Here is a 26,335-nt window from a genome sequence, read left to right on the forward strand (position 1 = left end):
CTGTTCAGGGTTGCTCGAGAATGGTCGCTACCGCGGTGAGCGCCTCGTCGGTGCCCACGACGATGAGCTCGTCGCCGCCGTTGAGCGTGAAACTGGGTGGGGGAGAAGCGATTGCCTCTGCCCCGCGCAGCACCGCGACGATCGAGGCTCCGGTGCGGCTGCGTACTTGAGTGTGGCCGAGCGCGGCGCCGTCAAACCGTGATCCGGCTGCGACGGTGAGCTTCTTGGTGCGCAGGCTTTCGACCTGTTCTGAGAGCTGAGCGAGACGTTCAACCACGCGCCTGGTTCCCAGAAACTCGGCGAGGGTGTCGGCCTCTCCCGGGGTCAACGAGACGGAGGCCGCGCATGCGTCTGGATCGTTGTCGTCGTAGACCACAAGGTCGCGCTGACCCGTGTGGTGCGACACGACGCCGACCCGCTTCCCGCCTGCCGTGACAAAGTCGTCGCGCAGCCCGATACCGGGCAGCGGGGATTCATTCACCTCGATGGAATCATCGCTGGGCATGGTGCCTCCCGTGAGCGTTAGAACACCCCCAATTATCCCACCCGAGCGGGGCCGCTGCTAGCGGTAGTGGGTGACAATCGCGGGGTCGCCGCGGGTGAGGCTCATCGCTACGGGGGGCAGCTCGGCGACGCTGCGCCGGTGCCGAGCACGTGCAGCGGCGATCCCTTCGGCGCCGGTGTGGCCGGGCTGCACCTCACCCGCCAGCATGAGCGGCGTGAGTACGCGGCGACCGGGCTGTCCCTCAAACTCGTCCATGCCTGCGGGGCCATCACCCACGGCAATCAGCTCTGCGGTCGCCGTGCCATATTCGTCGTGTGCGCGCAGTACGTTTTTACGGCCACCCACAGAAGCCTTACCCTCGGCATTCTTGGCGACAGACACCCACGAGCCTTCGTCGTCTTGCCTGGCCACGAGCTTGTACACCATGCTCATGGTGGGGGTGCCAGACCCGGTAACAACCGAGGTCCCCACGCCGAAGCTGTCGACGGGAGAAGCGGCGAGGGCTGCAACAGTGTGCTCGTCGAGGTCATTCGTGACGGTGATGCGCGTGCGAGTGGCGCCCAGATCGTCGAGCAGCCGGCGCACACGTGCGACGACGACGGGCAGGTCACCCGAGTCGATGCGCACAGCACCGAGGCCCGTGCCCGCGACCTCAATGGCGGTGCGCACGCCGCGCTCAATGTTGTAGGTGTCGACGAGCAGCGTCGTATCGACCCCGAGGGCCGCGACCTGGGCAGCGAACGCGTCTCGCTCGGTGTCGTGCAGCAGGGTGAAGGAGTGCGCGGCGGTGCCCATGGTGGGTACGCCGTAGCTACGGCCCGCCTCGAGATTTGACGTGGCGTTGAAGCCCGCAATGTATGCGGCGCGGGCGGCTGCGACGGCGGCGTGTTCGCCCGTGCGGCGCGAACCCATCTCGGCGAGCGGTTTACCGGCTGCCGCATTGACCATGCGCGAAGCGGCGGTGGCGATGGCAGAGTCAGAGTTCAGAATGCTCAGGGCAAGCGTCTCGAGCAGCACGCCCTCGGCAAACGTCGACTCGACCGTGAGCACGGGGGAGCCGGGAAAGAATACTTCGCCTTCGGGGTAGCCCCAAATATCGCCCGAAAACTTGTAGTTGGCGAGCCAATCGATCGTTTCTGGCCGCACCACATGGGTGCTGCTGAGAAAGCTGAGCTCGGCGTCATCGAAGCGAAACCGGTTGATGGCCTCGAGAAGTCGGCCGGTACCAGCTACGACCCCGTAGCGGCGAGCACCCGAGAGCCTGCGTGCAAAGAGCTCAAACACACTCTGGCGGTGCGCCGTGCCCGCTTGTAGGGCGGCGTCGACCATGGTGAGTTCGTAGTGATCGGTGAACAGGGCTGAAGACTCGTGCACCTGCCCAGTGTATCTGCGTGCGCGATGCGAGGGTTTCAGCATCACTGGAAATCTCGTGACTTCACGCTGGCGGGGGCCGCGAGTGGCTCAAAGGTTTGGGCGATGATGTTGCCGACGCCCTCGGGCGAACGCTCGTACACGCCACACACGACGAGTGCGGGGGCAGACTTCGCGACAAACCGGTTACGCTCCCACACCTTGGGCCACACAACGATGTTGACCGACCCCGATTCGTCTTCGAGCGAAATGAACGTGACGCCGCTGGCGGTGGCGGGCCGCTGGCGGTGCGTCACGATGCCCGCGACCGTGACTCGCTGGCCCGGGCGTGCCCGCGGCAGGCCGTCTGAGCGCACAATTCCGCGGGAGTCGAGCTGCGGGCGCACATGCGCCAGCGGGTGCACGCCGGTCGTGACGCCCGTCGCCCACAGGTCGAGCGCGCTCTGTTCTTGAGCATTGAGCACCGGCAACAGCGGCGGTTGCACCTCGATCGCGCTGCCCGCGAGAAACTCCTCCCTGTGCTCGGCCGCGCCGGCTGCGGCCCACAGCGCGGCGCGCCGGTCGAGCCCGAGACTGGTGAGAGCCCCCGCCGCGGCGAGAGCTTCGAGCTGGGGGCGACCCAGGTGGGCGCGCCTGGCGAGGTCGGGCAGGCCCCTGAACGGGCCTCGCTCGCGGGCCGCGACGATGCGTTCGGCCGCTGCAGGCTCGATGCCCCGCACGCCAGTGAGGCCGAGGCGCACGGCAAATCCGCGGTCGAGCCGGTGCGCCCCGCTCGTGTCGGGGGCGGCGGGGTCGAACGGTGTTGCGGCGCTGGGCTGTTGCGGGTGCTGTGACTGCGCCGGATCGGCGGCAGGGCCGCCGGGGTCAGCGCCCGGGCCGCTGGGCGGCACCGGCCCGGGGGCCGCGGTACAGTCGCGGGCCGCGCGCGCGCGGGATCCGGAGCCTGCGGTGCTGCCTGCGGTGCTGCCTGCGGTGCTGCCGGCGGTCTCGAGCCCCGCCGAGGCCGCCGAGTGCTGCACATCGGCCGGTAGAACTGCGACGCCGTGACGCCGGGCGTCATCCACGAGGGTGCGGGGCGCGTAGAACCCCATGGGTTGCGCGTTTAAGAGCGCCGCAAGAAACGCGGCGGGATAGTGCAGCTTGAACCAGGCACTCACGTAGACGAGCAGCGCAAAGCTGATCGAGTGGCTCTCGGCGAAGCCGAAGCTCGCGAAGGCCTCGATCTGATCGTAGATGCGCTGCGCGTCTTCTTGTGCGAGCCCGTTCGCACGCATGCCGGCGAACAGCTTCTCGCGCAGAGTGATGACGTGCTCTTCGCCGCGCTTTGAGCCCATCGAACGGCGCAGCAGGTCGGCGTCTTCGGCGCTGCAGCCGCCTACAGCCATCGCCATCTGCATGAGCTGCTCTTGAAACAGTGGCACCCCGAGGGTGCGCTTGAGTACCGGCTCGAGCGCCGGGTGCGGGTAGGTGATGGGCTCTTCGCCGCCCCGCCGTCTGAGGTAGGGGTGGATCGCGCCGCCCTGAATGGGGCCGGGGCGAATCAGTGCGATCTCGATGACGAGGTCGTAAAAGCGGCGTGGTTTGAGTCTGGGCAGCGTGTTCAGCTGCGCGCGGCTTTCGACCTGAAACACGCCGATCGCGTCGGCCCGGCAGAGCATGTCATAGACCGCGGGCTCCTCTTTGGGAATCGTGCTCATCTCCCACCTCGTGCCCGTGTGCAAGGCGACGAGATCCATTGCCTGCTGCAGCGCGCTCAGCATGCCTAAGCCCAGCAGGTCGAACTTCACGAGCCCCATAAACGCGCACGACTCTTTGTCCCACTGCAGTACGGTGCGCCCCTCCATGCGCGCGTGTTCGATGGGGCAGACCTCGCCCACCGGTCGCTCGGTGAGCACCATGCCACCCGAGTGGATCCCCAGGTGCCGTGGCAGGCTCAGCATCTGTGTGGCGAGCTGCTGCACCCGCGGCGGAATCTGGCTCGCTTCGATCGCGCCGCGGCGCTCGACCTGCCGTGACCAGGCAAGCTGCTGCCCCGCACTGTATCCGAGGGCTTTCGCCGCGTCCCTGATGGCGGCCTTGGGACGGTAACTGATCACGTTCGCGACCTGAGCGGCGTTTTGGCGACCGTAGCGCTCGTACACGTACTGGATCGCCTCTTCACGGCGACCCGAGTCGAAGTCGACGTCGATGTCTGGTTCTTCATCACGCATGCTCGACAGAAACCGCTCGAAGGGCAGGTCGTACAAAATAGAGTCAACGGCGGTGATGCCGAGCACGTAACACACGGCCGAGTTTGCGGCTGAGCCGCGCCCCTGGCACAGGATCCCGCGGCCGCGCGCAAACTGCACGATGTCGTGCACGATCAGAAAGTAGCCGGGAAAATCTTTCGCCTCGATCACCTGGAGCTCGCGTTCGAGCCGCTCTCGGGTGCCGGGGGAGATGCTGCCGTAACGCCTCTCGGCCCCCTCCCAGGTGAGCCGCCTGAGCCAGCTCATCTGCGTGTGTCCCTCGGGCACATCGAGCTTTGGGAGCCGCGGGGTCGCGGCCCGCAATGGGAAAGCCAGCTCGCGCGCGAGCGGCACGGTGCGGGCCACCGCCCCCGGGAACCTCGCGAATCTGCGTTCCATTGCCGCGCCGGATCGGAGCCTCGCCGCCCCCGTGGCGGGCAGATAGGGGTCCATCTGGTCGAGGCTGCGCCTGGCCCGCACCGCAGCGAGGGCGTCGGCGAGGGGCGCCTGCTGGGTTGACGCGTAGTGCACGCCGCCCGTCGCGACCGTGGGGAGCCCGTGCTGCTGCGCGAGCTGCGCGAGCGCCAGATTGGTGTCGTCGTCACCCGGGTGGCCGTGGTGGGTGAGCTCGACCGCGACGTTGCTCTCGCCAAAGAGCTCGACGAGCGTGCGCACTTCGCGGGCGGCGTGCGCTTCGCGGTCTGAGCGGCCCCCGCCGACCGCGCTCGCGTTACCGCCGAGAGCCTGGCGCACAGCGCCCTTGCGGCAGCCCGTGAGCACCACCCAGTCGCCCGCGGCGGTGTCAGCGAGCTGCTCGATGTCGTAGAGCGGCCGGCCCTTCTGGCCGCCCGCAAGCTGCCCTTCGGTGATCGCGGCGGCGAGCTTGTGGTACCCGGCCGCCCCGCGGGCGAGCACGAGCAGATGGGTAGCAGCAGGGTCTGCGACCCCCAACGGTGGGGCGCCAAGTCCGATTGAGAGTTCGGCGCCGTAGACGGTGAGCAGCGGGGGTGCACTCGGCGTCTTGCGTGCGGCGAGCTGTGCCTCTTGGGCAAAACTTGCGGCGCCGTAGAGCCCGTTGTGGTCGGTGAGGGCGAGCCCCGTGAGGCCGAGCCGCATTGCCTCTTCGATAAGGTCTTTGGGTGATGAGGCGCCGTCGAGAAAGCTGAAACTCGAGTGGGCGTGTAGCTCGGCGTAGGGCACCGCCGGTGCGCGGTGTGCCTCTGCTTCTGCTTCTGCTTCTGCTTCTGCTTCGGGCGGGCTCGCGAGGGGAGCGCCTGCCTGTGCAGCGTCTGGCATCGTGTGCTCATGATGAGCGGCGGGAGCGGGGCGGCGCGAAAGCCTGCGCTCGAACTCCTGCCACGATAGCGGCGGGTTATTCCATCCCATGGTGTCTTCCTTTGAACGTTCGGTGTGCTGCTAGTCGTACCTCCCCTCGGCAAACCAGCGGTCGGCTTCGTGCACGAGCAGCCATGCGCTGCCCGAGGCGGTCACCACCTGTAAGCGTGCGCGTGGCGGGGTATCCACCCACCAACGCTCCCGCAGCGGCCACGGGGCAGACCACGCAATCACGGGGGCGTTCATGGGTGGCGCGAGCACACTGAAAAGGGCGGGGTCTGTGGTCAAGAGGTCTTCTTCGTTGAGGCGCACAGGGACTCCTGTGGCACCTACGAGAGTGACGGGGAGGGGAGTCGGAAACACGAGCGTTGGCGCTGGGCCAGCGCCTGGCCACGGCAGCCCAGCTGTGCCCCGGGCAGTGTCGGATGGGCTGGCACGAGACGCGTGGCCCCAGGGCGTGAACTGTTGACGGCGGGCTGTGAGCCGCCCGCCGCCGAGCGACGCCGTCACAACGCTGCCTTGGCCGTGGGCTAACTGAATGCCGCGCAGGTGATGGCGCACGCGTTCATCGGATTCTGCGCCCCACAGCTCGCTCAGTTGTGCACGCCCCGTGTGCGTGGGCGTGATTTTCAGGTGTACGATCCCGGCACCCCCGCGTTCTTCGCCCGGGGCAGCGCCCGCGGTGAGCCCGGGGGTGCCGCCTTCAGCCTGCCAGCGTACGCGGTCGAGCAGATCCTCTTCGGTAAAGCGAGAGGGGTGAGACCAGACGCGTTCGTGGCGAGCGCCGGTGTCGTCGGTGAGTTCAATGCGTAGCCCGGTGCAGACGAGGCCTGCCTCGTGCAGCGAAGCGAAGAATCGTGCAACGGTGCCGCTGGCCGCCTCGGTGAGCTGGGCGCCCGCATTGAGTGGCGGTTCGAACTCGGCTTCGGTCGCTAGCTCACGCGGCGGGGTGCGCGCGCGCACATCAGACCCGTGCTGCGGCCCGAGCGCTAGCGCGTGCCGGTGAGCCGCGATACCGTCGACTCCGAAACGCTGGCGTACGGCGTCTTCTGGCAGCGCGGCGAGCGCTCCGAGGGTGTGAATACCGAGCCCCTGCAGGGTGGTCGCAAGCGGCCCGGGGGCTGCGCGGGCGACGGGCAGCGGCGCGAGGAAGGCACGCGCCGCTCCCGCGGGGATCACCGTTACCGCGTGGCTGGCATCGCCCCGGGGTGCGCGGGCGGCCTGCTCGGCGGCGAAGAGCCCGTCGGCGACGCCAACGCATGTGCCCGTCACCTCGAGAGCCTCCAATCGGTGAATAACCGTGTGCGCTGCCGCTTCTTCGCCGCCGTAGTAACGGGCGGGGCCGCGCGCGCGTAGCGCTGCGAGCCCCGGGCGACGCGCTTCAACGCCTGTCACGACCTCTTCAAGCGCGCTCACGACAGGCGCAAAACTGCGGGCGTCTCTCGCCGGATCATGCGCGTGCAGTTCGAGTGTGGGGCACAGCGCCTGCGCGTCTCGCTCGCGCATGCCCGTGCGCACCCCGGCCTCGCGGGCGTCAGAACAGCACGCCACGATGCGGTGGCGAGCTACCAGCGCGAGCGGGGTGGCTGTTGCGGTGGCCGCGAGTGAGCGGCGCAGGGCGTGTACGGGCCAGTCGGGCACCCACACGGCGATCACGCGCTCAGCGCATTGGGACGGAGGTGAAACGGTCATGTGGGTTCCGAGGGCGAGAGGGCGCCGGCCGTGAAACGCAGAGTGTGCCGCTTAGAAGGGCCGCGATTGCTGCTGGCGGTGACTGTGAGCGCCCGTGTGTGTAGGCGGCCGAAGCCGCGTTCGATCCCTTCCCAGCGTGATCCGGTGACGTCGAGCGTGGCTGCGGCACCGGGCCAGGCGCCGGTCACGATGAGGGCGGAACCGTGCTCGCGAAGCCTGGCGGCGATACGCTCCACAGAGCCGGTCGTGGTGGGGGTTGCAGTGTGCAGCAGAGTGATCGTGAGTACTTCGCTGAGTGCCCCCGCGAGGGCGTGGGCATCGGGGCCAGGCTGGGGGATGAGTATGCAGCGGTCGAGCGCGACGCCGAGCGCCGCCGCGGACTCGGCACCAAACGAGGGGCACCCGATTACACCGCACCAGGCGCCCGAGGCCGATGCCTCGGTCAGAAACGCGAGGGCGAGCTGCCATGACCCGTGTACGGTGTACGCGGCCCCCGCCTTGATGGCGCCGCCGGGCAGCAACGGCCTGAGCCCCGGATGGGTGGGCAGGCTGCGTTCTGGCATGCGTGCGGGCTGCATCTGCGAGATGCGTTGCTGCAGCGACTGAACGGTGAGAGAAGCCATGGTTCAATGCTCGAATGTTTATTCGAATAAGTCAACCCGAAGGGCCTGTGCGCGTGGCCCGTTTGGCGCGGAGCCGCCACTTGTGCCCGGAGGGCGTAGGATGGTGAGGATGAACGAGGACGAGCTAGACGATTACGAACGTGACGCTGAGCTGTCGCTCTTTCGCGAGTACCGCGATATCGCCAGTCAGTTTCGTTACGTGGTGGAAACCGAGCGCCGGTTTTACCTGGCCAATGAGGTTGACCTGAAACGCCAGGATGCCGGAAGTGATTTTTACTTCGAACTGACCATGAGTGACGTGTGGGTGTGGGATGTGTACCGCTCTGACCGGTTTGTGAAATCGGTGCGAGTGCTGACGTTTAAAGACGTCAATGTCGAGGAGTTGTCGGCGCGCGAGTTCTCGCTGCCACAGGAGCTTGCGCTCGACGAGTAACGCGGCGGTGAGCTGCCAGTGGGCGGGGGTGAAGTTATTTCACCCCCGCCCACTGGCATTTTTTATCCTCATTTTGATCATCTGATGAATGTAAGGATAGGCTGTCCTCAGGTAAAAATCTCCAACCGTTAAGGAGCCCATATCGTGGCAGCTCGCCCCACTCGCACTCATTCCACCGCAGGCGCACTCCGGCGTACCCGGCTTGCGCTGGCAGCAAGCACCGCGCTGCTGCTCACCGCTGGATTGGCCGCCTGCGCGCCCACCGACGCGGGGACCAGCGCGGCCCAGCAACCCAGTGACGCTGAGCCTGCGGGCGTCGTGAGTATCACCGACAATCACGGTGTCATCGAAGTGCCCGTGAACCCGCAGCGCGTCGTAGCGCTAGACAACACGGCCTTCGACACCCTCACCGAATGGGATGTCGAGCTTGTTGCGGCCCCCAAGGGTGTGATGGGCTCGGTCTGGCCCGGGTACACCGACGACGACGCCGTGCTCGATGTGGGCAACCACCGCGAACCCGACCTCGAGATGATTGTGGCGGCCGAGCCCGATCTGATCATCGGCGGCTACCGGTTCGGCGATCACTATGACGAGATCAAAAAGCAAAACCCGGGCGCCGCCGTGATCGAGATCTCACCGCGTGACGGAGAAGATAAGTTCTCTGAGCTGAAGCGTCAAACCCAGATCCTGGGGCAGATCTTTGACCATGAAGAAGAAGCGGCCGAGCTCAATGACCGACTCGACGGGGCCATCAAACAGGCCAAGGCCAACTACCCGACCGGAGAAAGCGTGATGGCGGTCAACACCTCAGCGGGGCAGATCGGCTATATCGCCCCCGGTGTCGGCCGTGCGCTCGGACCCGTGTTCGGGGCTCTTGACCTGACCCCGGCCCTCGAAATCGAAAACGCCTCGAGCGACCACCAGGGCGATGATATTTCCGTCGAAGCCATCGCGGACTCGAATCCCGAGTGGATCTTCGCGCTCGACCGTGATGCGGCTTTTGCGCCCCAAGACCGCGAGGCCGGATCGGCACCCGCGAATGAGCTCATTCGCGACGCCGAGGCCCTCAAGCAGGTGCCCGCGGTCACGAACGACCGCGTTGTCGTGCTGGATGCTAACTTTTATCTCACCGAGGGAATCCAGGCATACACGTCGCTGTTCGACCAAATCTCGGAGGCATTCGCCACCGCATGAGCGCGCATGAAGGTTTGAGCACTGCGGTGCGCCCCGGCACAAGGCCAGCCAAGCCGTGGGCGCTCGCCGCCGCGGTGCTCGTCGTGGCGGGCCTCCTTGTCGCTTCACTGTCAGTGGGTGTGTACGACATTTCGGGTACACAGTTTGGGTCTGAGCTGTTTTGGATCACCCGGGTGCCGCGCACCCTCGCACTCGTGCTGGCGGGAGCTGCGATGGCCGTGAGCGGGCTCGTGATGCAGATGCTCACACAGAACCGATTTGTCGACGCCACCACTTCGGGCACCACGGAGTGGGCGGCGCTCGGCCTGCTCGTTACCGTGCTGCTCGCGCCCGACGCCAGCATGGTCACCCGCATGGTCATCTCAAGCGTGTGCGCGTTCATCGGAGTGGTGCTGTTCATGACGATCCTGGGGCGCATCGCCATTCGCACGACGCTCGTTGTGCCACTTGTGGGGATCATGCTCGGCGCCGTGGTGAGCGCCGTCACGACCTTTCTCGCCGCGCAGTTCAACCTGCTGCAGATGCTGGCCACCTGGTTCATGGGCAGTTTTACGCAGGTCGTGCGCGGTCGCTACGAAGTGCTGTGGATCGTCGGCATCGTCACCGTGCTCGTGTTTGTGCTCGCCGATCGCATCACGGTTGCGGGGCTGGGTAAAGACGTCGCAACGAACGTGGGGTTGAACTACCGGCGCGTACTATTTCTCGGCACAGGTCTCGTGGCTATCGCGTCGGGGGTGACCACCGTGGTGGTGGGGTTTCTGCCGTTTCTTGGTCTCGTGGTGCCCAACATTGTGTCCATGACGCGCGGCGATAATGTGCGCTCAAACCTGCCCTGGGTGTGCCTCGGCGGGGTGGGGCTTGTCGTCGCCTGCGACATTATTGGCAGGCTCATCATCATGCCGTTTGAGATACCGGTATCGATGGTGCTCGGCCTCGTGGGGGCGGCCGCATTTATTGCGCTGCTCCTCAGGAAGACCGCATGACCGGCGACGTTAGGCCTGCTGCCAACGTCAGGTCGACCGGCGACGTCAGGACGACCGATGACACCAGCGCGGCTGGCGCCGTGCAGCTGGGCAGTTTGGGCGATGACCCCAAGCTGCCAGCGCAGCGGGTGACACCGATCCGGCGCTACATGCCCGTGATGACCGCGTTTGTGATCGCGGCCGTCCTCGCGATCGCGATGCTCACCTATGGCAACCCCGCCGAACCCGGATCCGCCGGTTTCATGACGATCGTGCGCTCGCGGCTTGGCTCCCTCGGCACGATCGCGCTTGTCGCGGTCTGCCAGGCGGTCGCCACCGTGCTGTTTCACTCGGCGACCGCAAACCGCATTTTGACGCCGTCAATTTTGGGTTTTGACGCGCTGTATGTGCTGTCGCAGACCGCGCTTGTGTTTGTGTTTGGGGTGTCTGCGCAGAGCTTCGAGGGCATCACAAAGATCATCGCGCAGAGCCTTATGATGATCGCGTTTGCGACGGTGCTCTACGGCTGGCTGTTCTCGGGCAAACGCACCAACCTGCACCTCCTGCTGCTCGTGGGCCTCGTGCTGGGCATGGGATTTGCTTCGGTGTCGACGTTTATGCAGCGACTGTTGACTCCGAGCGAGTTTGACGTGCTGAGCGCCAGGCTCTTTGGATCGATTGGGAAGGGCAACACCGAGTACCTGCCGGTGGCGGCCGTGATTGTCGTGGCTGTGCTCGTGTGGGTGTGGCGACGCAGGCGTGTGTACGACGTCGTGTCCCTGGGCCGCGATGTCGCGACGAGCTTGGGCGTGCACTATCGGCGCGAGGTCATTGGCATTCTCATCACGGTGGCGGTGTTGATCTCGGTGTCGGTGACAATGGTGGGGCCCATGACGTTCTACGGGTTTTTAGTCGCGACGCTCGCGTACCAGCTTGCCCGCGGCGATTCGCACTCAGAAACCCTGCCGCTCGCCATTGGGATCGGGCTCGTAACGCTGCTCGGTGCCACGTTTGTGCTCAAGAACGTGTTCGCGGCGGCGGGGCTTGTCACCGTGATCATCGAGTTTGCGGGCGGGCTGCTATTTCTCATCATGCTGCTGCGAAAGGGACTGCGTTGATACGCCTCGAAGAAATAATCAAGAGCTATCGGGGGCGCCAGGTGCTCGGGCCGATCAATATTACGATCGAACGCGGCGGGGTGACCGCGCTGATCGGGCCCAACGGGGCGGGCAAATCCACGATGCTCACGATCATCGGCCGGCTGTTGCAGGCCGACGGTGGCCGGGTAGAAGTGGGCGGGCTTAACGTGCGCACGGCACACCCCAAAGACCTCGCGAAAGCGGTCTCGATTCTGCGGCAAGAGAACCACTTCATGGCGCGGCTCACGGTGCGCCAGCTCGTCACGTTCGGCCGATTTCCACATTCTGCGGGCCGCATCACGCCCGTAGACGAGCGTGCGATTCACGCCGCAATCGCGTTTCTCAACCTTGCAGGCATGGAGGAACGATTCATCGACGAGCTCTCGGGCGGGCAGCGGCAGCGCGCCTTCGTGGCGATGGTACTCGCGCAAGATACCGACTACGTGCTGCTCGACGAGCCGCTCACGGGGCTCGATATGCGCCACGCGGTCGCCATGATGGGGCAGGTGCGTGCCGCCGCCGATGCGCTCGGAAAAACCGTGGTGCTGGTGATCCACGACGTGAACTTTGCGGCTGCCTATGCCGACCGCATCGTCGCGCTCGCCGACGGTCGCGTGGTCGCCTCTGGCACCCCCGACGAAATCATTACCCCCGAGGTGCTCGAGCGCGTGTTTGAGACGCCCGTCGAAGTACTCGAGCACGCGGGCAAGCGGGTCGCGGTGTACTACCGGGCGTAGTTTGCTCGCTCGCGACGCTGCTCGCGAGGCTGCTCCGGATCGCAACACGTCGTCCACAGCCCAGTGATTTGCATACAAGCGGGCAAGATATCCACAATCTCGTTTACCCACTGTTGGAGAGGGGGCATCGGGGCCAATGATGGTGCACCAGGAGGTGCACCATGAATCAAAAAAACGTGGCGGGTTCAAGGACCACGGCCACGCCCGCGGTCAGCCACAACAAGGCGGTGGGAGCCAGGGGTGAGACGATTGCGGCGGCCTACCTTGAAGGCCTGGGGTACCGCATTCTCGACCGCAACTGGTATAGCCGGTACGGCGAGCTCGACCTGGTCGCAGCAGAGGGCGACACGCTCGTGGCGGTCGAGGTGAAGACGCGCACGGGCCTCGGCTACGGGCACCCGCTCCAAGCCATCACGCAGCGTAAAGCCGACAGGCTGCGCAGGCTGTTGCTCGACTGGTGCCGCACGAGCGACGCCAACGCGACGGGGTTTACCGATGCGGCCGGGCGACCCGATCGCCCGTGGTGGGCCAACCTGCGCATAGATGCCATTGGCATCGTGCTGCGCCAGCGACTCTCGCCCAACATCGAACACCTGCGGGGCATCTCGTGAGCGCCAGGGTGTGCCGCGCGGCGGCAGTCTCGCTCACGGGCCTCGACGGGACCGTCGTATTCGTCGAGGCTGCCGTCTCACAACAGCTTCCGGGCATGGCCATCATTGGGCTCCCCGACGCGGCGCTCGCAGAGGCAAAACTGCGGGTGCGCACCGCCACCAGCCAGATCGGGCTGTCAGTCGCTGAACGTTTCGTGACAGTAAATCTCTCCCCGGCAGCCCTCCCCAAACACGGCTCGGGCTTCGACCTCGCCATCGCCCTCGCGGCCCTCGCCGCGTCGCGCAAAGTCCCCGAGGGCAACATGCACGAGACGGTGCACCTGGGCGAGCTGGGGCTCAGCGGTGAACTGCGCAGACCAGCGGGACTGCTCTCCGCTGTGGTCGCTGCGCGCGCCCACGGGTTCACCCGGGTCATGGTGCCCGCCGACTGCGCCGTCGAAGCACGCCTGGTGCCCGGCATTGACGTGGTGCCCGTGGCAGACCTCGCGGCGGCGGTCGACTGGTACAGCGGCAAGCCCGCGGCGCTCGCCGCAGCTCAGGCGGCGGCGAGCGCCGCAGACTCGCCGAGCGTACGGGGCTCCGCACACGAGCAGCAGGTGCCGGTCGGTACACCGTATGCGGGCGACATGTCTGATGTGATCGGGCAACCAGAAGCAGTAGAAGCGTTTGTGGTGGCTGCGGCGGGGCGACACCACATATCGCTCTTGGGCCCGCCGGGCGCGGGTAAGACCCTGCTCGCGACGAGGCTTGCCAGTATCTTGCCACCGTTAAACGACGATGAGGCGCTGCGGGCCAGCTGTATCGCATCGCTGGGAGGCACGGCTCTGGGCGCACTCGTGCGCACCCCGCCGTTTGAAAGCCCGCACCACACGGCTTCGACGGTCGCGATTATCGGGGGCGGCCACGGGAGTGAGGTGCGACCGGGCGCGATCACCCGGGCCTGCCACGGCGTGCTGTTTATGGATGAGGCGCCCGAGTTTGCGCGTGACGTGCTTGAGGCGCTGCGGCAGCCGCTCGAGTCGGGCACGGTTGAGATTCACCGTTCCCGTGTTCGGGCGGTGCTACCAGCCCAGTTGCAGCTTGTGCTCGCGTCGAACCCGTGCCCGTGCGGTAATGCGGGGTCGGTGGAAACGGCGATTCAGTGTACGTGCACACCGGTGACGCGTGTGCGCTATCAGCAGCGCATTTCGGGCCCGCTCGCCGACCGTATCGACGTGCGGCTCACGCTGCACAGGGTATCGCGGGCACTCGTGAACGCCGATGTGGGCAAGCGGCCGACAAGCAGTGAGCTTCGCGCTCGCGTTCTTGCCGCGCGCGAACGGGCGGCACATCGGTTGAGTGGCACCCCGTGGCGGGTAAACGCCGAGGTGCCGGGGCCCATGCTGCGCGGCGCGCTGCGACTCGACCGGGCAGACACAGCAGTGCTCGACCAGGCATACGCGCGCGGTGCGATCACCATGCGTGGCTATGACAGATCGTTGCGCATCGCCTGGAGCGTCGCCGACCTTGCGGGTAAGGCGAAGCCGGGCCGCGCCGAACTGGCGCAGGCGCTCACACTCAGGGGAGGGGAGACACCATGACCATCACCATGGACGCTGAGGCACTGCAGCTTGCTCGCGCGCTGCGTGCCAGCGGGCCGGAGCCCGCAGATGAGCCAGAAAGCGATGCAGCGGGCGCGCTCGAAGTGTTCGCGCGAGCAGCGTGGGCGAGGCTCGCGGAACCGGGGGACGCAGCCGCCGGCGCGCTCATCGCGGCCGTGGGCGCGGCGCCCGCGCTCGACGCGGTCATTCGAGGTGAATATGGGATCGTGGGCGGGGCCGCGCGGGCCGAGCCAGCGGCTTTCGTCGAGGCAGACGCATGCGACCCGGCCACATTTGCGAAGGGACTCGCGCGCTGGCAGCCCAGGCTCGATCAGCGCGCCACGTTGTTTGACCTGAGGCGAGCGCAGGAGACCGGCACGCGCGTGCTCGTGCCGAGCGATAGCCTGTGGCCCGACGGCCTCAAAGACCTGGGGCGGCATGCACCGCTGATGCTGTGGCTGCGGGGTGACCCGACACTGCTGCATGCGACATCGCTCGCGGTCGTGGGGGCGCGCGCCTGCACGGGGTACGGGGCCCACGTCACCGCTGAGATCACCGACGGCATCTGCGCTGCGGGCGTGGCCATTGTCTCGGGGGCGGCCTACGGTATCGATGCGGTTGCACACCGCACGGCGCTCGCCGCCGGCGGCCAGACGGTTGCGGTGCTTGCGGGCGGCGTAGAACGGCCATACCCCCAAGGTCACGCTGAGTTGCTCGCGAGTGTCGCGAGGCACGGTCTGATCTGCTCAGAGATGGTGCCGGGCTCTGCTCCGACCCGGTGGCGGTTCTTGCAGCGCAATCGTGTGATCGCGGCACTCGCGCGTGCGACGCTCGTGACCGAGGCGGGCATGCGCTCGGGCTCGCTGAATACTGCGGGGCACGCGGCAGAGTTGGCGCGGCCGTTGGGGGCGGTGCCGGGGCCGGTGACGAGCCCGGCATCTGCGGGGTGTCACCGGCTTATTCGTGACTATAACGCGACGCTCGTCACGAGCGCGGTTGAAGCGCAAGAGTTACTGGGCATCGGTGTCGACGTGGCACTGTTTGACCTGGCGCCCGACGTTGACCGGCCGCCGCCGCTACACAGGCGTGTGCTTGACGCGTTGCCACTGAGGGGTGCGAGGGGGCTTGCGGCGGTGACTCGAGAGGCCGGGGTCACCCGAGAGGAGGCGCGGGGTGCGCTCGCAGAGCTCGAACTGCTGGGGCACATCGTGCGAGTTGACGAAGCGGCTGAGGGTGAAGCGGGGTGGCGGCTCCTCAAGCGATAATGGAACCATGTTGCTGAGCTTCGCGATTGACGAGTTTCTCACGGCGGTGAAGCTGGAGTACGGATACTCAGAGCTTACGGTCAAGTCGTATCGCACCGACCTGTTGAACTTCGCGCGCTTTGCCGAGGGGCGCGGCAGCAAGACGGTCGCGGCGTGCGATATCGAGCTCATGCGTGACTGGATGTGGGCGCGGCAGCAGCAGGGGCTCGCGAAAGCGACGCTTGCGCGCGGTGTCGCTACCCTCAAATCCTTTGGTGCATGGCTCGAACGCTGCGAGCACGTTCCCGCAAGCCCAGCCGCGCGACTGCGGGCACCGAAGCCAGCGCAGACGCTGCCGCGGGTGCTGTCTGAGGAACACATTGCACGATTGTTAGAGCGCGCGCGCAGGCGCGCTGAAGGGGGAGACCCCGTGGCGTTGCGCGATCACGCGATCCTCGAGCTCCTCTACGCCTCAGCGCTGCGAGTGTCTGAACTGTGCGGGTTGAACGAGCACGGTTTTGACCAACGTGAGCGCACCGTGCGTGTGCTGGGCAAGGGTGGCAAAGAGCGAGTGGTGCCGGTGGGGGCGCCAGCGGCCCGGGCGCTCGAGCAGTACCTCGCGCTCGGCAGGCCGGTCATCGCGATGCGAGCGCACCAGGCGGGCGGCAGCGCCGCCCAGGCCTACACTGGTCCGCCGCGCGGGGAGCTGTTTCTCGGAAGCCGTGGCGGCCCGATCGGCCCGGCCGCCGTCTACAAGCTCGTCGCACGGGAGCTTGAAGCCACGCCGGGAAGCGGGCCGAGCGGGCCACACACGTTTCGACACACGGCCGCCACCCACATGCTCAACGGTGGGGCAGACCTGCGGGTCGTGCAAGAGATGCTCGGTCACGCAAGCCTTGCGAGCACGCAGGTGTACACGCACGTGACGACAGACCGACTCGCGGCGAACTATCGGCGGGCGCACCCGCGCGCGTAACCTACCCTGCCTCGTTCCAGGGCAAAAGGATGGGTTTGTCGCGAAAGAATCGCATTGGGTTCACGTACCAGTCATCCACTCGCACCCCCAGATGTACGCATGCGCCATCGCAGTGTCCGCCGCGCGATACCTCGCCCAGTGCACCGCCAGCGGCAACGGTGTCACCCCGCGTGAGCGTGCTCGTGATCGGTTCAAGGGACACCACGGTGACGGCGTCTACCTGGACCGAGATGACATCTCGGTCCACCACCCGCCCGGCAAAGGTGACCGTGCCCGAGGCTGGAGCCGCCACTGAGGCCCCGGGCACAGCCACGAGGTCGAAGCCGCGGTGCCCCGCGGCGTACCGATGAGCCGGTGCGCGAAACGGTGCAGCAATGCTGAGCGATGCGCCCAGGGGTGGGAGCCAGCGCGGTGACGGCCCCGGCAGCGAGGCGACTGCTGGCCCGGATCCGGAGCCCGCGGCCAAGAAGCTCGCGGCGAGCAGCGCCGTCAGCATGACCCGGGAGAAGAACTGGTATCGCATGCACTGAGGGTCGCACGCCCGCGATGAGCGTGGGCGTGCGAAACCGGATCGGTGGATAACTTCACGAAAATCACGAACTGTGCGTGTTGTGGACGACGTAGATGGTAGACTTTTCGCTGCACCTTTAACGAGGTGACTACGCGTGCCCGATCGAACGAACGTCGCCACGGTCTCTGCCCTGGCAGAGCGGGGATGATCGCGGGCACCAGGATCTGATCGCATCCGCGGTCGATATTAACCAATGCGCGTTTTTGCGCGCAGAAAAGGAGACGGCAATGGCCGTTGTAACTATGCGCCAGCTGCTCGACAGCGGCGTTCACTTCGGACACCAGACGCGTCGCTGGAACCCGAAGATGAAGCGCTTCATCTTCACCGAGCGTTCGGGTATCTACATCATTGACCTGCAGCAGTCGCTCGGTTACATTGATGCAGCCTACGAGTTCGTGAAGAACACCGTCGCACGCGGCGGCAACATTCTTTTCGTTGGCACGAAGAAGCAGGCACAGGAAGCGATCGCCGAGCAGGCGACCCGCGTCAACCAGCCCTACGTGAACCAGCGCTGGCTCGGCGGCCTCCTCACCAACTTCCAGACGGTCACCGGCCGCCTGGAGCGCATGAAGGAGCTCGAGCAGCTCGATTACGAGGGCACCACCAGCGGCTTCACCAAGAAGGAGCTGCTGCTCAAGAAGCGCGAGCTCGAGAAGCTGCAGAAGTCGCTCGGCGGCATCCGCAACATGGGCAAGACCCCCTCGGCGATCTGGGTCGTTGACACCAAGAAGGAGCACCTCGCGATCGACGAGGCTGCAAAGCTCGGTATCCCCGTCATCGGTATCCTCGACACGAACTGTGACCCCGACGAGGTTGCATACCCGATTCCGGGTAACGACGACGCAATCCGTTCGGTGGCACTGCTCACCCGCGTGATCGCTGACGCGGTTGCTGAGGGCCTCATGGAGCGCCACCAGAAGCCCGAGGCTGGCGAAGCTGCTGCTGAGCCCCTCGCTGAGTGGGAGGTCGAGCTGCTCGGTGCAGACAAGACCGAGGCTCCCGCCGCTGAGGCTACCGAAGCTGCTCAGGCTCCCGCCGCAGAAGCACCGGCAGCCGAGTAATTTCGGTTCACCCAACGACTAATAAGACTTAAGGAGTCACACATGGCTGCAGTAAGCATGGCCGCTGTGAAGGAGCTTCGCGAGCGTCTCGGCGCTGGCATGCTCGACAGCAAGAACGCACTCGTTGAGGCTGACGGCGACATCGAGAAGGCGATTGAGATCCTGCGTCTCAAGGGCCTCAAGGGTGTTGCCAAGCGCGGCGATCGCGAAGCAAGCGAGGGCCTCGTAGCCGTCAAGCAGACCGAGGGCGCTGCCACGATGATCGAGCTCGTTTGCGAGACCGACTTCGTTGCTAAGAACGAGAAGTTCATCGCACTTGCTGACCGTATGCTCGAGGCGATTGCCGCCGCAGGCGCTGCCGACGCTGAGGCTGCCCTGGCAGCTCCCGCTGAAGGCAAGACCGTCGGTGAGGTCATCACCGACGAGTCGGCCATCATTGGCGAGCGCATCGTTCTGCGCAAGGTAACGCGCGTCGAAGCTCCCGGTACCTCGGTGTACCTGCACAAGACCTCGAAGGATCTGCCCCCGCAGATCGGCGTGGTCGTTGGCTACGAGGGTGACGACGCAGAGGCTGCTCTGTCGATCGCTCGCCACATCTCGTTCGCTGACCCGCTCTACGTGAGCCGCGAGGATGTCCCCGCAGCAGACGTAGAGAAGGAGCGCGAGATCGTCACCGAGATCTCGAAGAACGAGGGCAAGCCCGAGGCGGCTCTGCCCAAGATCGTCGAGGGTCGCCTGACCGCTTTCTTCAAGCAGGTCGCGCTCAACGAGCAGGTGCACTCGCTCGACGCTGACAAGCGCGAGGTCGGCAAGGTTGCTGAAGCAGCCGGCATCAAGGTTACGGGCTTCTCCCGCAGTAAGGTCGGCGCGTAAGCTGACCACCCGAGGACCCGGGCCCATGTGGCCCGGGTCCTTCGCTGTGCCAGGGCGCTATTTACATGCGCCCCACGCAGGACAATCGGCAGGTTACCCGCCGCACCGATAGCATGGCCTCGAGCAGAGGCTCGTGCGCGGCTCAGGCTGCGCGCACTGCCCACACCCGGGCTCCGAAACGAACACACCATCTCCCAGATCCGCGAAGGGGAACCACATGACCGAGACCGCTACCCGCAAACGACGCGTACTGCTGAAGCTCTCAGGGGAGGCCTTCGGAGGCGGCACCCTCGGCGTCAACCCCGACGTGATCAGTCAGATCGCCCGCGAGATCGCAGCTGCAATGGAGCACGCTGAGGTTGCGGTTGTGGTGGGAGGAGGGAACTTCTTCCGCGGCGCCGAGCTCTCGCAGCGCGGTATGGACCGTGCCCGTGCCGATTACATGGGCATGCTTGGCACCGTCATGAACGCACTCGCCCTGCAGGACTTCCTCGAGCAGGCGGGCGTCGATAGCCGCGTGCAGTCGGCCATTACGATGACGCAGGTCGCAGAGACCTACATTCCGTTGCGCGCGATTCGCCACATGGAGAAGGGCCGCGTCGTGATCTTCGGAGCCGGCGCCGGTCTGCCCTATTTCTCCACTGACACGGTGGCGGCGCAGCGCGCGCTCGAAATTCATGCCGAAGAGGTGCTCGTTGCGAAGAACGGCGTCGACGGCGTGTACACGGCAGATCCCAACAAGGATCCAGACGCGACGCTGATTGAAGAGATCAGCTACAACGATGCGCTCGTGCGCGGATTGAAGGTTGTCGACTCAACCTCATTCAGCCTCTGCATGGACAACGGTATGCCGATGCGCGTCTTCGGAATGGAGCCCGCGGGCAATGTCACAGCGGCGATCCGGGGCGAAAAGCTCGGCACGCTCGTACACCGCTAACCAATTTTGCGCCGGGCCCCCAAGCGGGCACCGGTAAGCTTGAGTCATTCGTACCTGCGAGAAGGAGAACACCGTGATCGAAGAGGTCTTCGTCGACGTAAAGGACCGCATGAACCGCGCGGTTGAGTCTGCCAAGGAAGGTTTCGCCACTGTGCGCACCGGCCGCGCAAACCCTGCCCTGCTGCAGAACCTCATGGTCGATTACTATGGCACGCCGACGCCGCTGCCGCAGCTGGCCTCGGTGCAGAACCAGGACGCCCGCAGCCTGCTCGTGACGCCGTACGACAAGGGCGCCATGAAGGACATCGAGATCGCGATTCGCGACATGCCGAACCTCGGCGCTAACCCGTCGAACGACGGCACCGTGATTCGCGTGACGCTACCCGACCTCACCGAGGAGCGCCGCAAGGAGTTCGTCAAGCTTGTGAAGGGCCGCGCAGAGGACGCTCGCGTCGCGATCCGCAACGTGCGTCGCGCGGGCAAGGACGACCTTGACGCCCTCAAGTCAGAGGTAGGCGAGGACGACATTGTGCGTGCTGAGAAGGAGCTCGACGCTCTCACGAAGCAGTTCATTGAGCAGATCGATGAGACGCTCAAGCGCAAAGAAGCAGAGCTGCTGGAGGTCTAGTACCCATGACACAGCCCGACAAGCGCGAAGATCTGCGTGCGCATCTCGAAACGAGGCGCGCGCAGCTCGAAGCGACGAACGCGAAGATCGAGGCCCGCGCCGGTCGTAACCTGTTCTTCGCGATTGGGTCGGGGCTGCTGTTTGGCGCGGTTTTTCTGGTCAGCCTGCTGCTCGTAAAGCAGCTGTTTGTGGCGCTGGTGGCCGCGCTTGTGTCAATCGCGCTCGTTGAGCTCGCGAGTGCATTTCGTGTCGCTGGCCGCCGAGTACCGCGCATTGGCGTCGTACTCGGCGGGCTGACGATCGTTGCGGGCGCGTATTTTTGGGGCGCGAGCGGCATGCTCTTCGGGCTTTTTGCCGGATCCCTGCTGCTCACGCTCTGGCGTCTCATCGAGGGCCTAATGCCCCGGTACGAGACGCCACCTCGCACTCTCGTGCGAGACGTGTTCTCGGGCCTTTTCACGCTCGTGTACGTGGCGTTTCTCGCGTCATTTACCGTGCTACTCGTGGAGGCAGACCGGGGTGAGTGGTGGGTATTCGCCCTCGTGCTCGTGGTTGTTTCGGTTGACGTTGGCGCTTACGCGGCCGGCGTCACGCTTGGCAAACACAAGATGACTCCCCGCATTAGCCCCAATAAGACCTGGGAAGGCTTTGCCGGGGCGGCGGTGGTCGCCATGACTGCAGGGGTGATTGTCTCACTTACTGCGCTCGAACAGCCCTGGTGGGTTGGTGTTCTCCTCGGAATCGTGGTGTTGTTCACTGCGACCGGAGGCGACCTGACTGAGTCCCTCATTAAACGAAACCTCGGAGTGAAAGACATGAGTACCTGGATTCCGGGCCACGGTGGATTTCTTGATCGGCTCGATTCGCTGCTGCCGTCTGCGGTTGGCGTGTACGGTATCGCGCTCGCGCTAGGGGCGCTCTAATGCCTAGTTCTCAGAAGCCGGCAGAGCCCGTGCACGACAAAGGCAAGATGCACACCGCGTTTCCCCTCGCTACAGGGTCAGAACTGGCCTACCGCCCCGATCAGGTCGATGCGTTCCTGTCGCTGGCTCGCGGCGCCTATGAGGGCGCTCCGGATCAGGCGGCAGCCCTCACTTCGCGTGATGTTCGGGGCGCCTCTTTCGCCGTGAAACGCGGCGGATACGCCGCCCGCTACGTCGACGCGGCCCTCGATCGGCTCGAGGAGGTGTTCTTCGAACGCGAGCGTCGCGCCGCCGTGCGCGGCGGTGACGAGAACGCCTGGTGGGACGAGACGCGCGCACTTCTTTCTGAAGTGCGTGGCAGGATCGGTCGGCCCCGCGGCCGCAAGTTTAAACGCCGCAGCATTCTCGCGACGGGCTATCGTCGCTCGCAGGTTGATGCTTTTCTTGAGCGCGTGGGCGAGATGTTTGAGCGCCGCGAGTTTGACTTGAAGCCTGCCGACGTGCGTGACGTGGTGTTTCACTCTGAACGTAGCGGATACGACGAGGATCAGGTCGACGCGCTGCTCGACGCCGTTGTCGATCTGATGCTCGCGACGCGATAGTAACTTCGTCGCACTCGTGCGCTTCGGCTTTTACCGGTCGATTTATTGATCACACGGTCACGCTGAGATAGAATCGTTATATTGTGCCGAATTTGAAACCTGTATCCCGCTGGTCGCGCCTTCGCGCCCCTGTCGCCGCGGTTGTAGCTGCGGGCTTCTTGGGAACCGCCGTCGTGGCGCCTCTCACGATGCCTACCGAGCAGGCCTCGGCTGATGAACTGGCCTTCCAAGCGCGCATCCATCAGCAGTTCACCCCCAATACGAGCGCCGAGCTCGACCTGGTCTTCACTGATGTTCCGGTTGACTTGTCTGCTGCTGAGCGCGCCCGTGACGAGGCAGCCAAGGCGGCCGAAGCTGCGGCGAAGGAAGCTGCTGAAGCTGCTGAAGCCGCTGAGGCTGCGCGTGCCGCTGGCCCTCCCAAATACACGGGTGGCGGGTCCATGGCTGAATGGATGGCTGCAGCGGGCATCGCCGAATCTGACTGGAGCTACGTCTACTACATTGCTGAGAGAGAAAGCAGCCTGAACCCGAACGCCACAAACGCCAGCACAGGCGCCTGCGGATTGATTCAGGCGTATCCCTGCAGCAAGGTTCCAGGCAATGGTTACGATCCGATCGATAATCTACGCTGGGCGAGCGGTTACGCCTCTGGCCGTTATGGTGGGTGGGCGCAGGCCTACGATTTCTGGACCGCTAACCACTGGTGGTGATCTGACTTATGGCGCGCAATCGCCGGGTCAACAAGTATGAGCGGGCCGCGCGAAACCCTCCCGCCGATGTGACTCGACTGTCTTACGGTGGGGCGCGTAAAGAGAGCTATCGCGGCGACGAATGGTTTGTGCGCGATATCCCGGCTCACCGGGCAGAGAAGCCTTATCTGTGCCCCGCGTGCGGGGTGACGGTTCCTGCTGGCCAGGCACACATAGTGGCTTGGCGCGCTGATCACGTGATGGGTGATGGTGCAGCGGTGCGCGACCGGCGGCATTTTCATACGCACTGCTGGCGCATCGGGTCTTGATTTCGAATACTTGAGCATTATTCGAACACATCTTCCATATTTGTGTTATACTTAGATTATGTCCAGCAATGTAGCTGGGACAGAGGATTTGACCGTTGAAGCTGAAGCGGAGCAGCTTGTGTCAGGTCTGGCTGACCTTTCTGAGCGTATGGGTGACCGCGAGTTCGCACTCATCGCAGATGACTCCCTGCTCGCCCTCGTAACCGGGCTTGAGCAGGCGTCCCGGCAGCTCGAAGCGTTGATTGTGCGGGCCGAGGGCACAGTGGTGGAGCGTTGCGTGGGTGATACGCGTGAGACGCTCGCGGGCCGGTTGGGGTGTCGCGACGGGCTTGATGTGCTGCAGCGCATTACGCGTAGGTCTCATCGGCTACTGCGGCAGCGTGCCCTGTTGGCGAGTGACCTACGCCCTGATCAAGGGTATTCGGGTGGTGTGATTGGGCCCGTGTTTCCGGCGATCGCGGCCGCGTTTTATGCGGGCGATGTGTCGTTTGAGACAGCGCAGATGATTGCTGACGCGCTGCGCAAGGTGCCTGGCCATGTTGGCCCGGCGGAGGTGGCAGAGGCTGAGCGGTGCATTGTGAATCAAGCGGCGGGGTATCCCGAAGACCACGGCTTTGCAGGTGCTGCGGGTGATGCTGACCTTGATGCTGGCGCTGATGCTGGCGCTGATGCTGATGCTGATGCTGATGCTGATGCTGATGCTGATGCTGATGCTGATGTTGACGCGGCCGGCGATGTTGATGCGGGTGGGGTGGCGGAGCGGTTGCCGGTGGGGCATGACACGGTGCGCGAGATTTGTGCGTATTGGGTGACGGCGCTTGATCAAGACGGGCCTGAGCCTGACGAGGAGTCGGTGCTTGCTCGTCGTTCGTTTCGGTTGGGGCGTATGTGGCGGGGCCTGGTGCCCGTGCGTGGGGCGCTCACGCCCGAGGTGGCGGCGCTGCTGGGCAACTTGATCACGGCGCTCGACTCCCCAAGGACGGCAACCAACACGACCGACCCGGCGAGCGCGGCCGACCCGGCGAGCGCGGCGGACCCGGCGAGTGCGGCCGACCCGGGCAACATGACCGACTCAACCGAGTCAGCCGTGTCAACCGACAACCCGACGGGTGATCTTTCCGAGGCGTCGCGGGTGCGGTTTCGTGCCGCTGATGAACCAGGCTCCGAAGATCTTGAGCCCGACTTGACGCCCCGGCCAGAGGATGCCCGGTCACAGGGGCAGAAGATGCATGACTCGCTCATGTTGATCGCTCAGATGGCGGGTCAGGCCGCCGAGATGCCTACTCAGGGTGGGGCGCCGGTGACGGTACTCATTCAGACGACCCAGGCCGAGCTGGCGGCGAGCCTGGCCCGCGATATCGCGCGCGCCGATCAGGCTGAAGCGCAGCAGTCGGCGGGCCGCGGCGGCACGCATGCTGGTGGTGGCTGTACCAGCACGGGTGTGCAGGGCCGGCCCGAGCGGGTGGGGGCGGCGTGGCTACACGGTGCTGACGGGGTGCCGGTGCCGGTGGGGTTTGCGGCGGTGCGGCACAGCATGTGTGCGGGCGCGACGCAGCGGGTGCTGGTGGGTGAGACGGGGCGGATTGTGGGGTTGGAGAGCCCGGCCCGCTTGTTTACGGCGGTGCAGCGGCGGGCGATCACGGCGCGTGATGGGGGTTGTGTGATTCCCGGGTGCACGGTGCCGGGGGCGTGGTGTGAGGTGCATCATGTGACGGGGTGGGCGGCAGGTGGTAAGACGACGACGGAGAATGGCGTGCTGTTGTGTTGGTGGCATCACCGCAGTGTGGAGGCGGGTGGCTGGCATGTGCGTATGGTGGCGGGGCTGCCCGAGGTGCGGGGGCCGAGGTGGTGGGATCCCGGTATGGTGTGGCGGCCGGCCAGGTCGGTGTGGGCGGTGGCGATGGAGCATGTGGCGGGGCGGGCGGTGCCGGGGCAGCAGCGCAGGCCGCGAACGGGGTAAAAGAATCCTCCTGGGACGAGTGTGTCCACAGGAGGATTCAGAGCTCCGCCCCAGACACGAAGTCGGCAGCACAAGCGCTAGTACCTGAGTTGACCGAATTAGTGACCACCTAAATGTTGTCACCTCGGCCAATCGTCCTCGGCCAATCATTAGCGCGCAGACCTAGACCCACTCGGTATGACTATGCGCGCGGTCACACGAAGCCACTGAGCTCGGCATCTGCGCCTGAGCCTGTGCAGCTGTATGCCAAGTCATCGCTGCCCGCTCGCCCCCATGATTTCGCCCTGCAGCGCCGGCGGGCGGCATTCCAGACACCAGAGCGACTCCAATGTATGAGATCGAGTGAGATGTATATCATCGTGGCGACTCACGGCCACGAAAGCATACATCTCACTCGATCTCATACACGTCAGTCGACAAGGCCACGTGGGTGCAGAACGCTGTGCGTTAGTGACCACGTTTGCAGCTAAAGACCGTATGAATTCAACACTTTTGATACCGTATGCCGTGAAATTCGCTTCAGCCGGTCAACTCAGAAGGATTCAGAGCTCCGCCCCAGACGCGAAGTCGGCAGCATAAGCGCTAGTACAGTCGAGAGAACTGCCGTTAGAACAGCGTAGGCGGGGCCTCCGCTGCATCAACGCTCACCGTAAGCGAAGGAGCCGCGCCAGCAAGACCCGGCCCGTGATCCGGAGCGAGACCGGCCTGAAACGCTGTCGCCGCGGCCCGCGCGCGATCGTCGGCGGCCTCATTCAGGGGGTGACCAGCGTGCCCCTTGACCCATTGAAACAGCACCGAGCGGCCCACCATGGCGGCATCGATCTGCTCGAGCAGCTCACGGTTGAGCACGGGCTTACCGTCGGCCTTGCGCCAGCCGCGACGCTTCCACCCAGGCATCCACTGGGTCACCGAGTTGATCACGTACTGACTGTCACAGAGCACGATGAGAGGCTCGCTCGCTCGACTAGCCGTAGCATGCAGAAGGTCTAGCACCGCCATGAGCTCGCCCTGGTTGTTGGTGGCGCGGGGCCAGCCGCCCGCGCGCCACTGATTCGCGTCGATCACCCAGGCCCAGCCCGCGGGGCCGGGGTTACCGAGCGCCGAGCCGTCGGCTGCAGCAATAATGCTCATG

General features: G+C 65.4%; 25 protein-coding genes. 18 read left to right on the top strand and 7 right to left on the bottom strand.

Going from position 1 to position 26,335, the window contains the following annotated elements:
* Positions 1–4: 4 nt before the first annotated feature.
* Genes ACXR2W_RS00410 through ACXR2W_RS00430 form a run of 5 tightly spaced genes read right to left on the bottom strand, consistent with a single transcriptional unit; the run spans position 5 to position 7,754 of the window.
* On the bottom strand, positions 5–505 hold the full coding sequence (locus ACXR2W_RS00410; RefSeq protein ID WP_458815563.1) for a cation:proton antiporter regulatory subunit: 501 nt from the start codon (positions 503–505) through the stop codon (positions 5–7).
* Between the two features lie 57 nt (positions 506–562).
* Complete coding sequence (locus ACXR2W_RS00415) at positions 563–1,921, bottom strand: nicotinate phosphoribosyltransferase (protein ID WP_458815565.1); 1,359 nt, start codon at positions 1,919–1,921, stop codon at positions 563–565.
* Positions 1,921–5,490 (bottom strand): error-prone DNA polymerase, encoded by a 3,570-nt coding sequence (locus tag ACXR2W_RS00420; protein ID WP_458815567.1) that lies wholly within the window; start codon positions 5,488–5,490, stop codon positions 1,921–1,923. The genes ACXR2W_RS00415 and ACXR2W_RS00420 overlap by 1 nt, the downstream gene beginning before the upstream one ends.
* A 30-nt stretch (positions 5,491–5,520) precedes the next feature.
* Positions 5,521–7,131, bottom strand: coding sequence for a DNA polymerase Y family protein (locus ACXR2W_RS00425; RefSeq protein ID WP_458815569.1), 1,611 nt, complete (start codon positions 7,129–7,131; stop codon positions 5,521–5,523).
* The gene (locus ACXR2W_RS00430; protein ID WP_458815571.1) at positions 7,128–7,754 is read right to left on the bottom strand and encodes a DnaE2-dependent mutagenesis accessory factor ImuA'; all 627 of its coding nucleotides are present in this window, start codon (positions 7,752–7,754) and stop codon (positions 7,128–7,130) included. The genes ACXR2W_RS00425 and ACXR2W_RS00430 overlap by 4 nt, the downstream gene beginning before the upstream one ends.
* 109 nt (positions 7,755–7,863) lie before the next feature.
* On the opposite strand from ACXR2W_RS00430, the gene ACXR2W_RS00435 reads away from it, so the two are divergent.
* The 9 genes from ACXR2W_RS00435 (at position 7,864) to ACXR2W_RS00475 (ending at position 16,630) form a co-directional block, all read left to right on the top strand.
* Positions 7,864–8,187: a DUF2469 domain-containing protein gene (locus ACXR2W_RS00435; RefSeq protein WP_458815573.1), complete on the top strand. Its 324-nt coding sequence runs from the start codon at positions 7,864–7,866 to the stop codon at positions 8,185–8,187.
* A gap of 207 nt (positions 8,188–8,394) precedes the next feature.
* Positions 8,395–9,381: a siderophore ABC transporter substrate-binding protein gene (locus ACXR2W_RS00440; RefSeq protein ID WP_458815608.1), complete on the top strand. Its 987-nt coding sequence runs from the start codon at positions 8,395–8,397 to the stop codon at positions 9,379–9,381.
* On the top strand, positions 9,378–10,364 hold the full coding sequence (locus ACXR2W_RS00445) for an ABC transporter permease (protein ID WP_458815575.1): 987 nt from the start codon (positions 9,378–9,380) through the stop codon (positions 10,362–10,364). The genes ACXR2W_RS00440 and ACXR2W_RS00445 overlap by 4 nt, the downstream gene beginning before the upstream one ends.
* Positions 10,361–11,461, top strand: coding sequence for an iron chelate uptake ABC transporter family permease subunit (locus ACXR2W_RS00450; RefSeq protein ID WP_458815577.1), 1,101 nt, complete (start codon positions 10,361–10,363; stop codon positions 11,459–11,461). Before ACXR2W_RS00445 ends, ACXR2W_RS00450 begins: the two co-directional genes overlap by 4 nt.
* Positions 11,458–12,219 (top strand): iron ABC transporter ATP-binding protein, encoded by a 762-nt coding sequence (locus ACXR2W_RS00455; protein ID WP_458815579.1) that lies wholly within the window; start codon positions 11,458–11,460, stop codon positions 12,217–12,219. The genes ACXR2W_RS00450 and ACXR2W_RS00455 overlap by 4 nt, the downstream gene beginning before the upstream one ends.
* Before the next feature lie 161 nt (positions 12,220–12,380).
* Entirely contained in the window at positions 12,381–12,830 is a 450-nt protein-coding gene (locus tag ACXR2W_RS00460) for a YraN family protein (protein WP_458815581.1), read from the top strand.
* Positions 12,827–14,410, top strand: a complete 1,584-nt coding sequence (locus ACXR2W_RS00465) for a YifB family Mg chelatase-like AAA ATPase (protein ID WP_458815583.1) — start codon at positions 12,827–12,829, stop codon at positions 14,408–14,410. The genes ACXR2W_RS00460 and ACXR2W_RS00465 overlap by 4 nt, the downstream gene beginning before the upstream one ends.
* Positions 14,407–15,675, top strand: coding sequence for a DNA-processing protein DprA (gene dprA, locus ACXR2W_RS00470; RefSeq protein WP_458815585.1), 1,269 nt, complete (start codon positions 14,407–14,409; stop codon positions 15,673–15,675). Before ACXR2W_RS00465 ends, dprA begins: the two co-directional genes overlap by 4 nt.
* Before the next feature lie 7 nt (positions 15,676–15,682).
* The gene (locus ACXR2W_RS00475) at positions 15,683–16,630 is read left to right on the top strand and encodes a tyrosine recombinase XerC (RefSeq protein WP_458815587.1); all 948 of its coding nucleotides are present in this window, start codon (positions 15,683–15,685) and stop codon (positions 16,628–16,630) included.
* Between the two features lies 1 nt (position 16,631).
* Here the strand turns inward: ACXR2W_RS00475 and ACXR2W_RS00480 are convergent, their stop codons facing one another.
* Complete coding sequence (locus ACXR2W_RS00480) at positions 16,632–17,153, bottom strand: M23 family metallopeptidase (protein ID WP_458815589.1); 522 nt, start codon at positions 17,151–17,153, stop codon at positions 16,632–16,634.
* Between the two features lie 275 nt (positions 17,154–17,428).
* Here ACXR2W_RS00480 and rpsB point away from each other — a divergent pair, with 275 nt between their 5' ends.
* The 9 genes from rpsB (at position 17,429) to ACXR2W_RS00525 (ending at position 25,203) form a co-directional block, all read left to right on the top strand.
* Positions 17,429–18,262, top strand: a complete 834-nt coding sequence (rpsB, locus tag ACXR2W_RS00485; protein WP_458815591.1) for a 30S ribosomal protein S2 — start codon at positions 17,429–17,431, stop codon at positions 18,260–18,262.
* 42 nt (positions 18,263–18,304) lie between these two features.
* Positions 18,305–19,135, top strand: a complete 831-nt coding sequence (gene tsf, locus ACXR2W_RS00490) for a translation elongation factor Ts (RefSeq protein WP_458815593.1) — start codon at positions 18,305–18,307, stop codon at positions 19,133–19,135.
* A 217-nt stretch (positions 19,136–19,352) separates the two neighbouring features.
* Positions 19,353–20,072, top strand: a complete 720-nt coding sequence (pyrH, locus tag ACXR2W_RS00495) for a UMP kinase (protein WP_458815595.1) — start codon at positions 19,353–19,355, stop codon at positions 20,070–20,072.
* 109 nt (positions 20,073–20,181) lie between these two features.
* The gene (gene frr / locus ACXR2W_RS00500; RefSeq protein ID WP_458815610.1) at positions 20,182–20,700 is read left to right on the top strand and encodes a ribosome recycling factor; all 519 of its coding nucleotides are present in this window, start codon (positions 20,182–20,184) and stop codon (positions 20,698–20,700) included.
* Positions 20,701–20,705: 5 nt separating this feature from the next.
* Positions 20,706–21,623 (top strand): phosphatidate cytidylyltransferase, encoded by a 918-nt coding sequence (locus ACXR2W_RS00505; RefSeq protein ID WP_458815597.1) that lies wholly within the window; start codon positions 20,706–20,708, stop codon positions 21,621–21,623.
* Positions 21,623–22,225 (top strand): DivIVA domain-containing protein, encoded by a 603-nt coding sequence (locus ACXR2W_RS00510; protein WP_458815599.1) that lies wholly within the window; start codon positions 21,623–21,625, stop codon positions 22,223–22,225. The genes ACXR2W_RS00505 and ACXR2W_RS00510 overlap by 1 nt, the downstream gene beginning before the upstream one ends.
* 188 nt (positions 22,226–22,413) lie before the next feature.
* Positions 22,414–22,935 (top strand): aggregation-promoting factor C-terminal-like domain-containing protein, encoded by a 522-nt coding sequence (locus ACXR2W_RS00515; RefSeq protein WP_458815612.1) that lies wholly within the window; start codon positions 22,414–22,416, stop codon positions 22,933–22,935.
* Between the two features lie 8 nt (positions 22,936–22,943).
* The gene (locus ACXR2W_RS00520) at positions 22,944–23,243 is read left to right on the top strand and encodes an Rv1322 family protein (RefSeq protein WP_489945521.1); all 300 of its coding nucleotides are present in this window, start codon (positions 22,944–22,946) and stop codon (positions 23,241–23,243) included.
* Between the two features lie 58 nt (positions 23,244–23,301).
* A complete protein-coding gene (locus ACXR2W_RS00525; RefSeq protein WP_489948818.1) occupies positions 23,302–25,203 on the top strand; it encodes an HNH endonuclease signature motif containing protein in 1,902 nt (633 codons plus the stop codon).
* 606 nt (positions 25,204–25,809) lie between these two features.
* Here ACXR2W_RS00525 and ACXR2W_RS00530 read toward each other — a convergent pair.
* Positions 25,810–26,334 (bottom strand): ribonuclease H family protein, encoded by a 525-nt coding sequence (locus ACXR2W_RS00530; protein WP_458816556.1) that lies wholly within the window; start codon positions 26,332–26,334, stop codon positions 25,810–25,812.
* Position 26,335: the final 1 nt, after the last annotated feature.

The organism is Leucobacter faecis, from assembly GCF_054456695.2.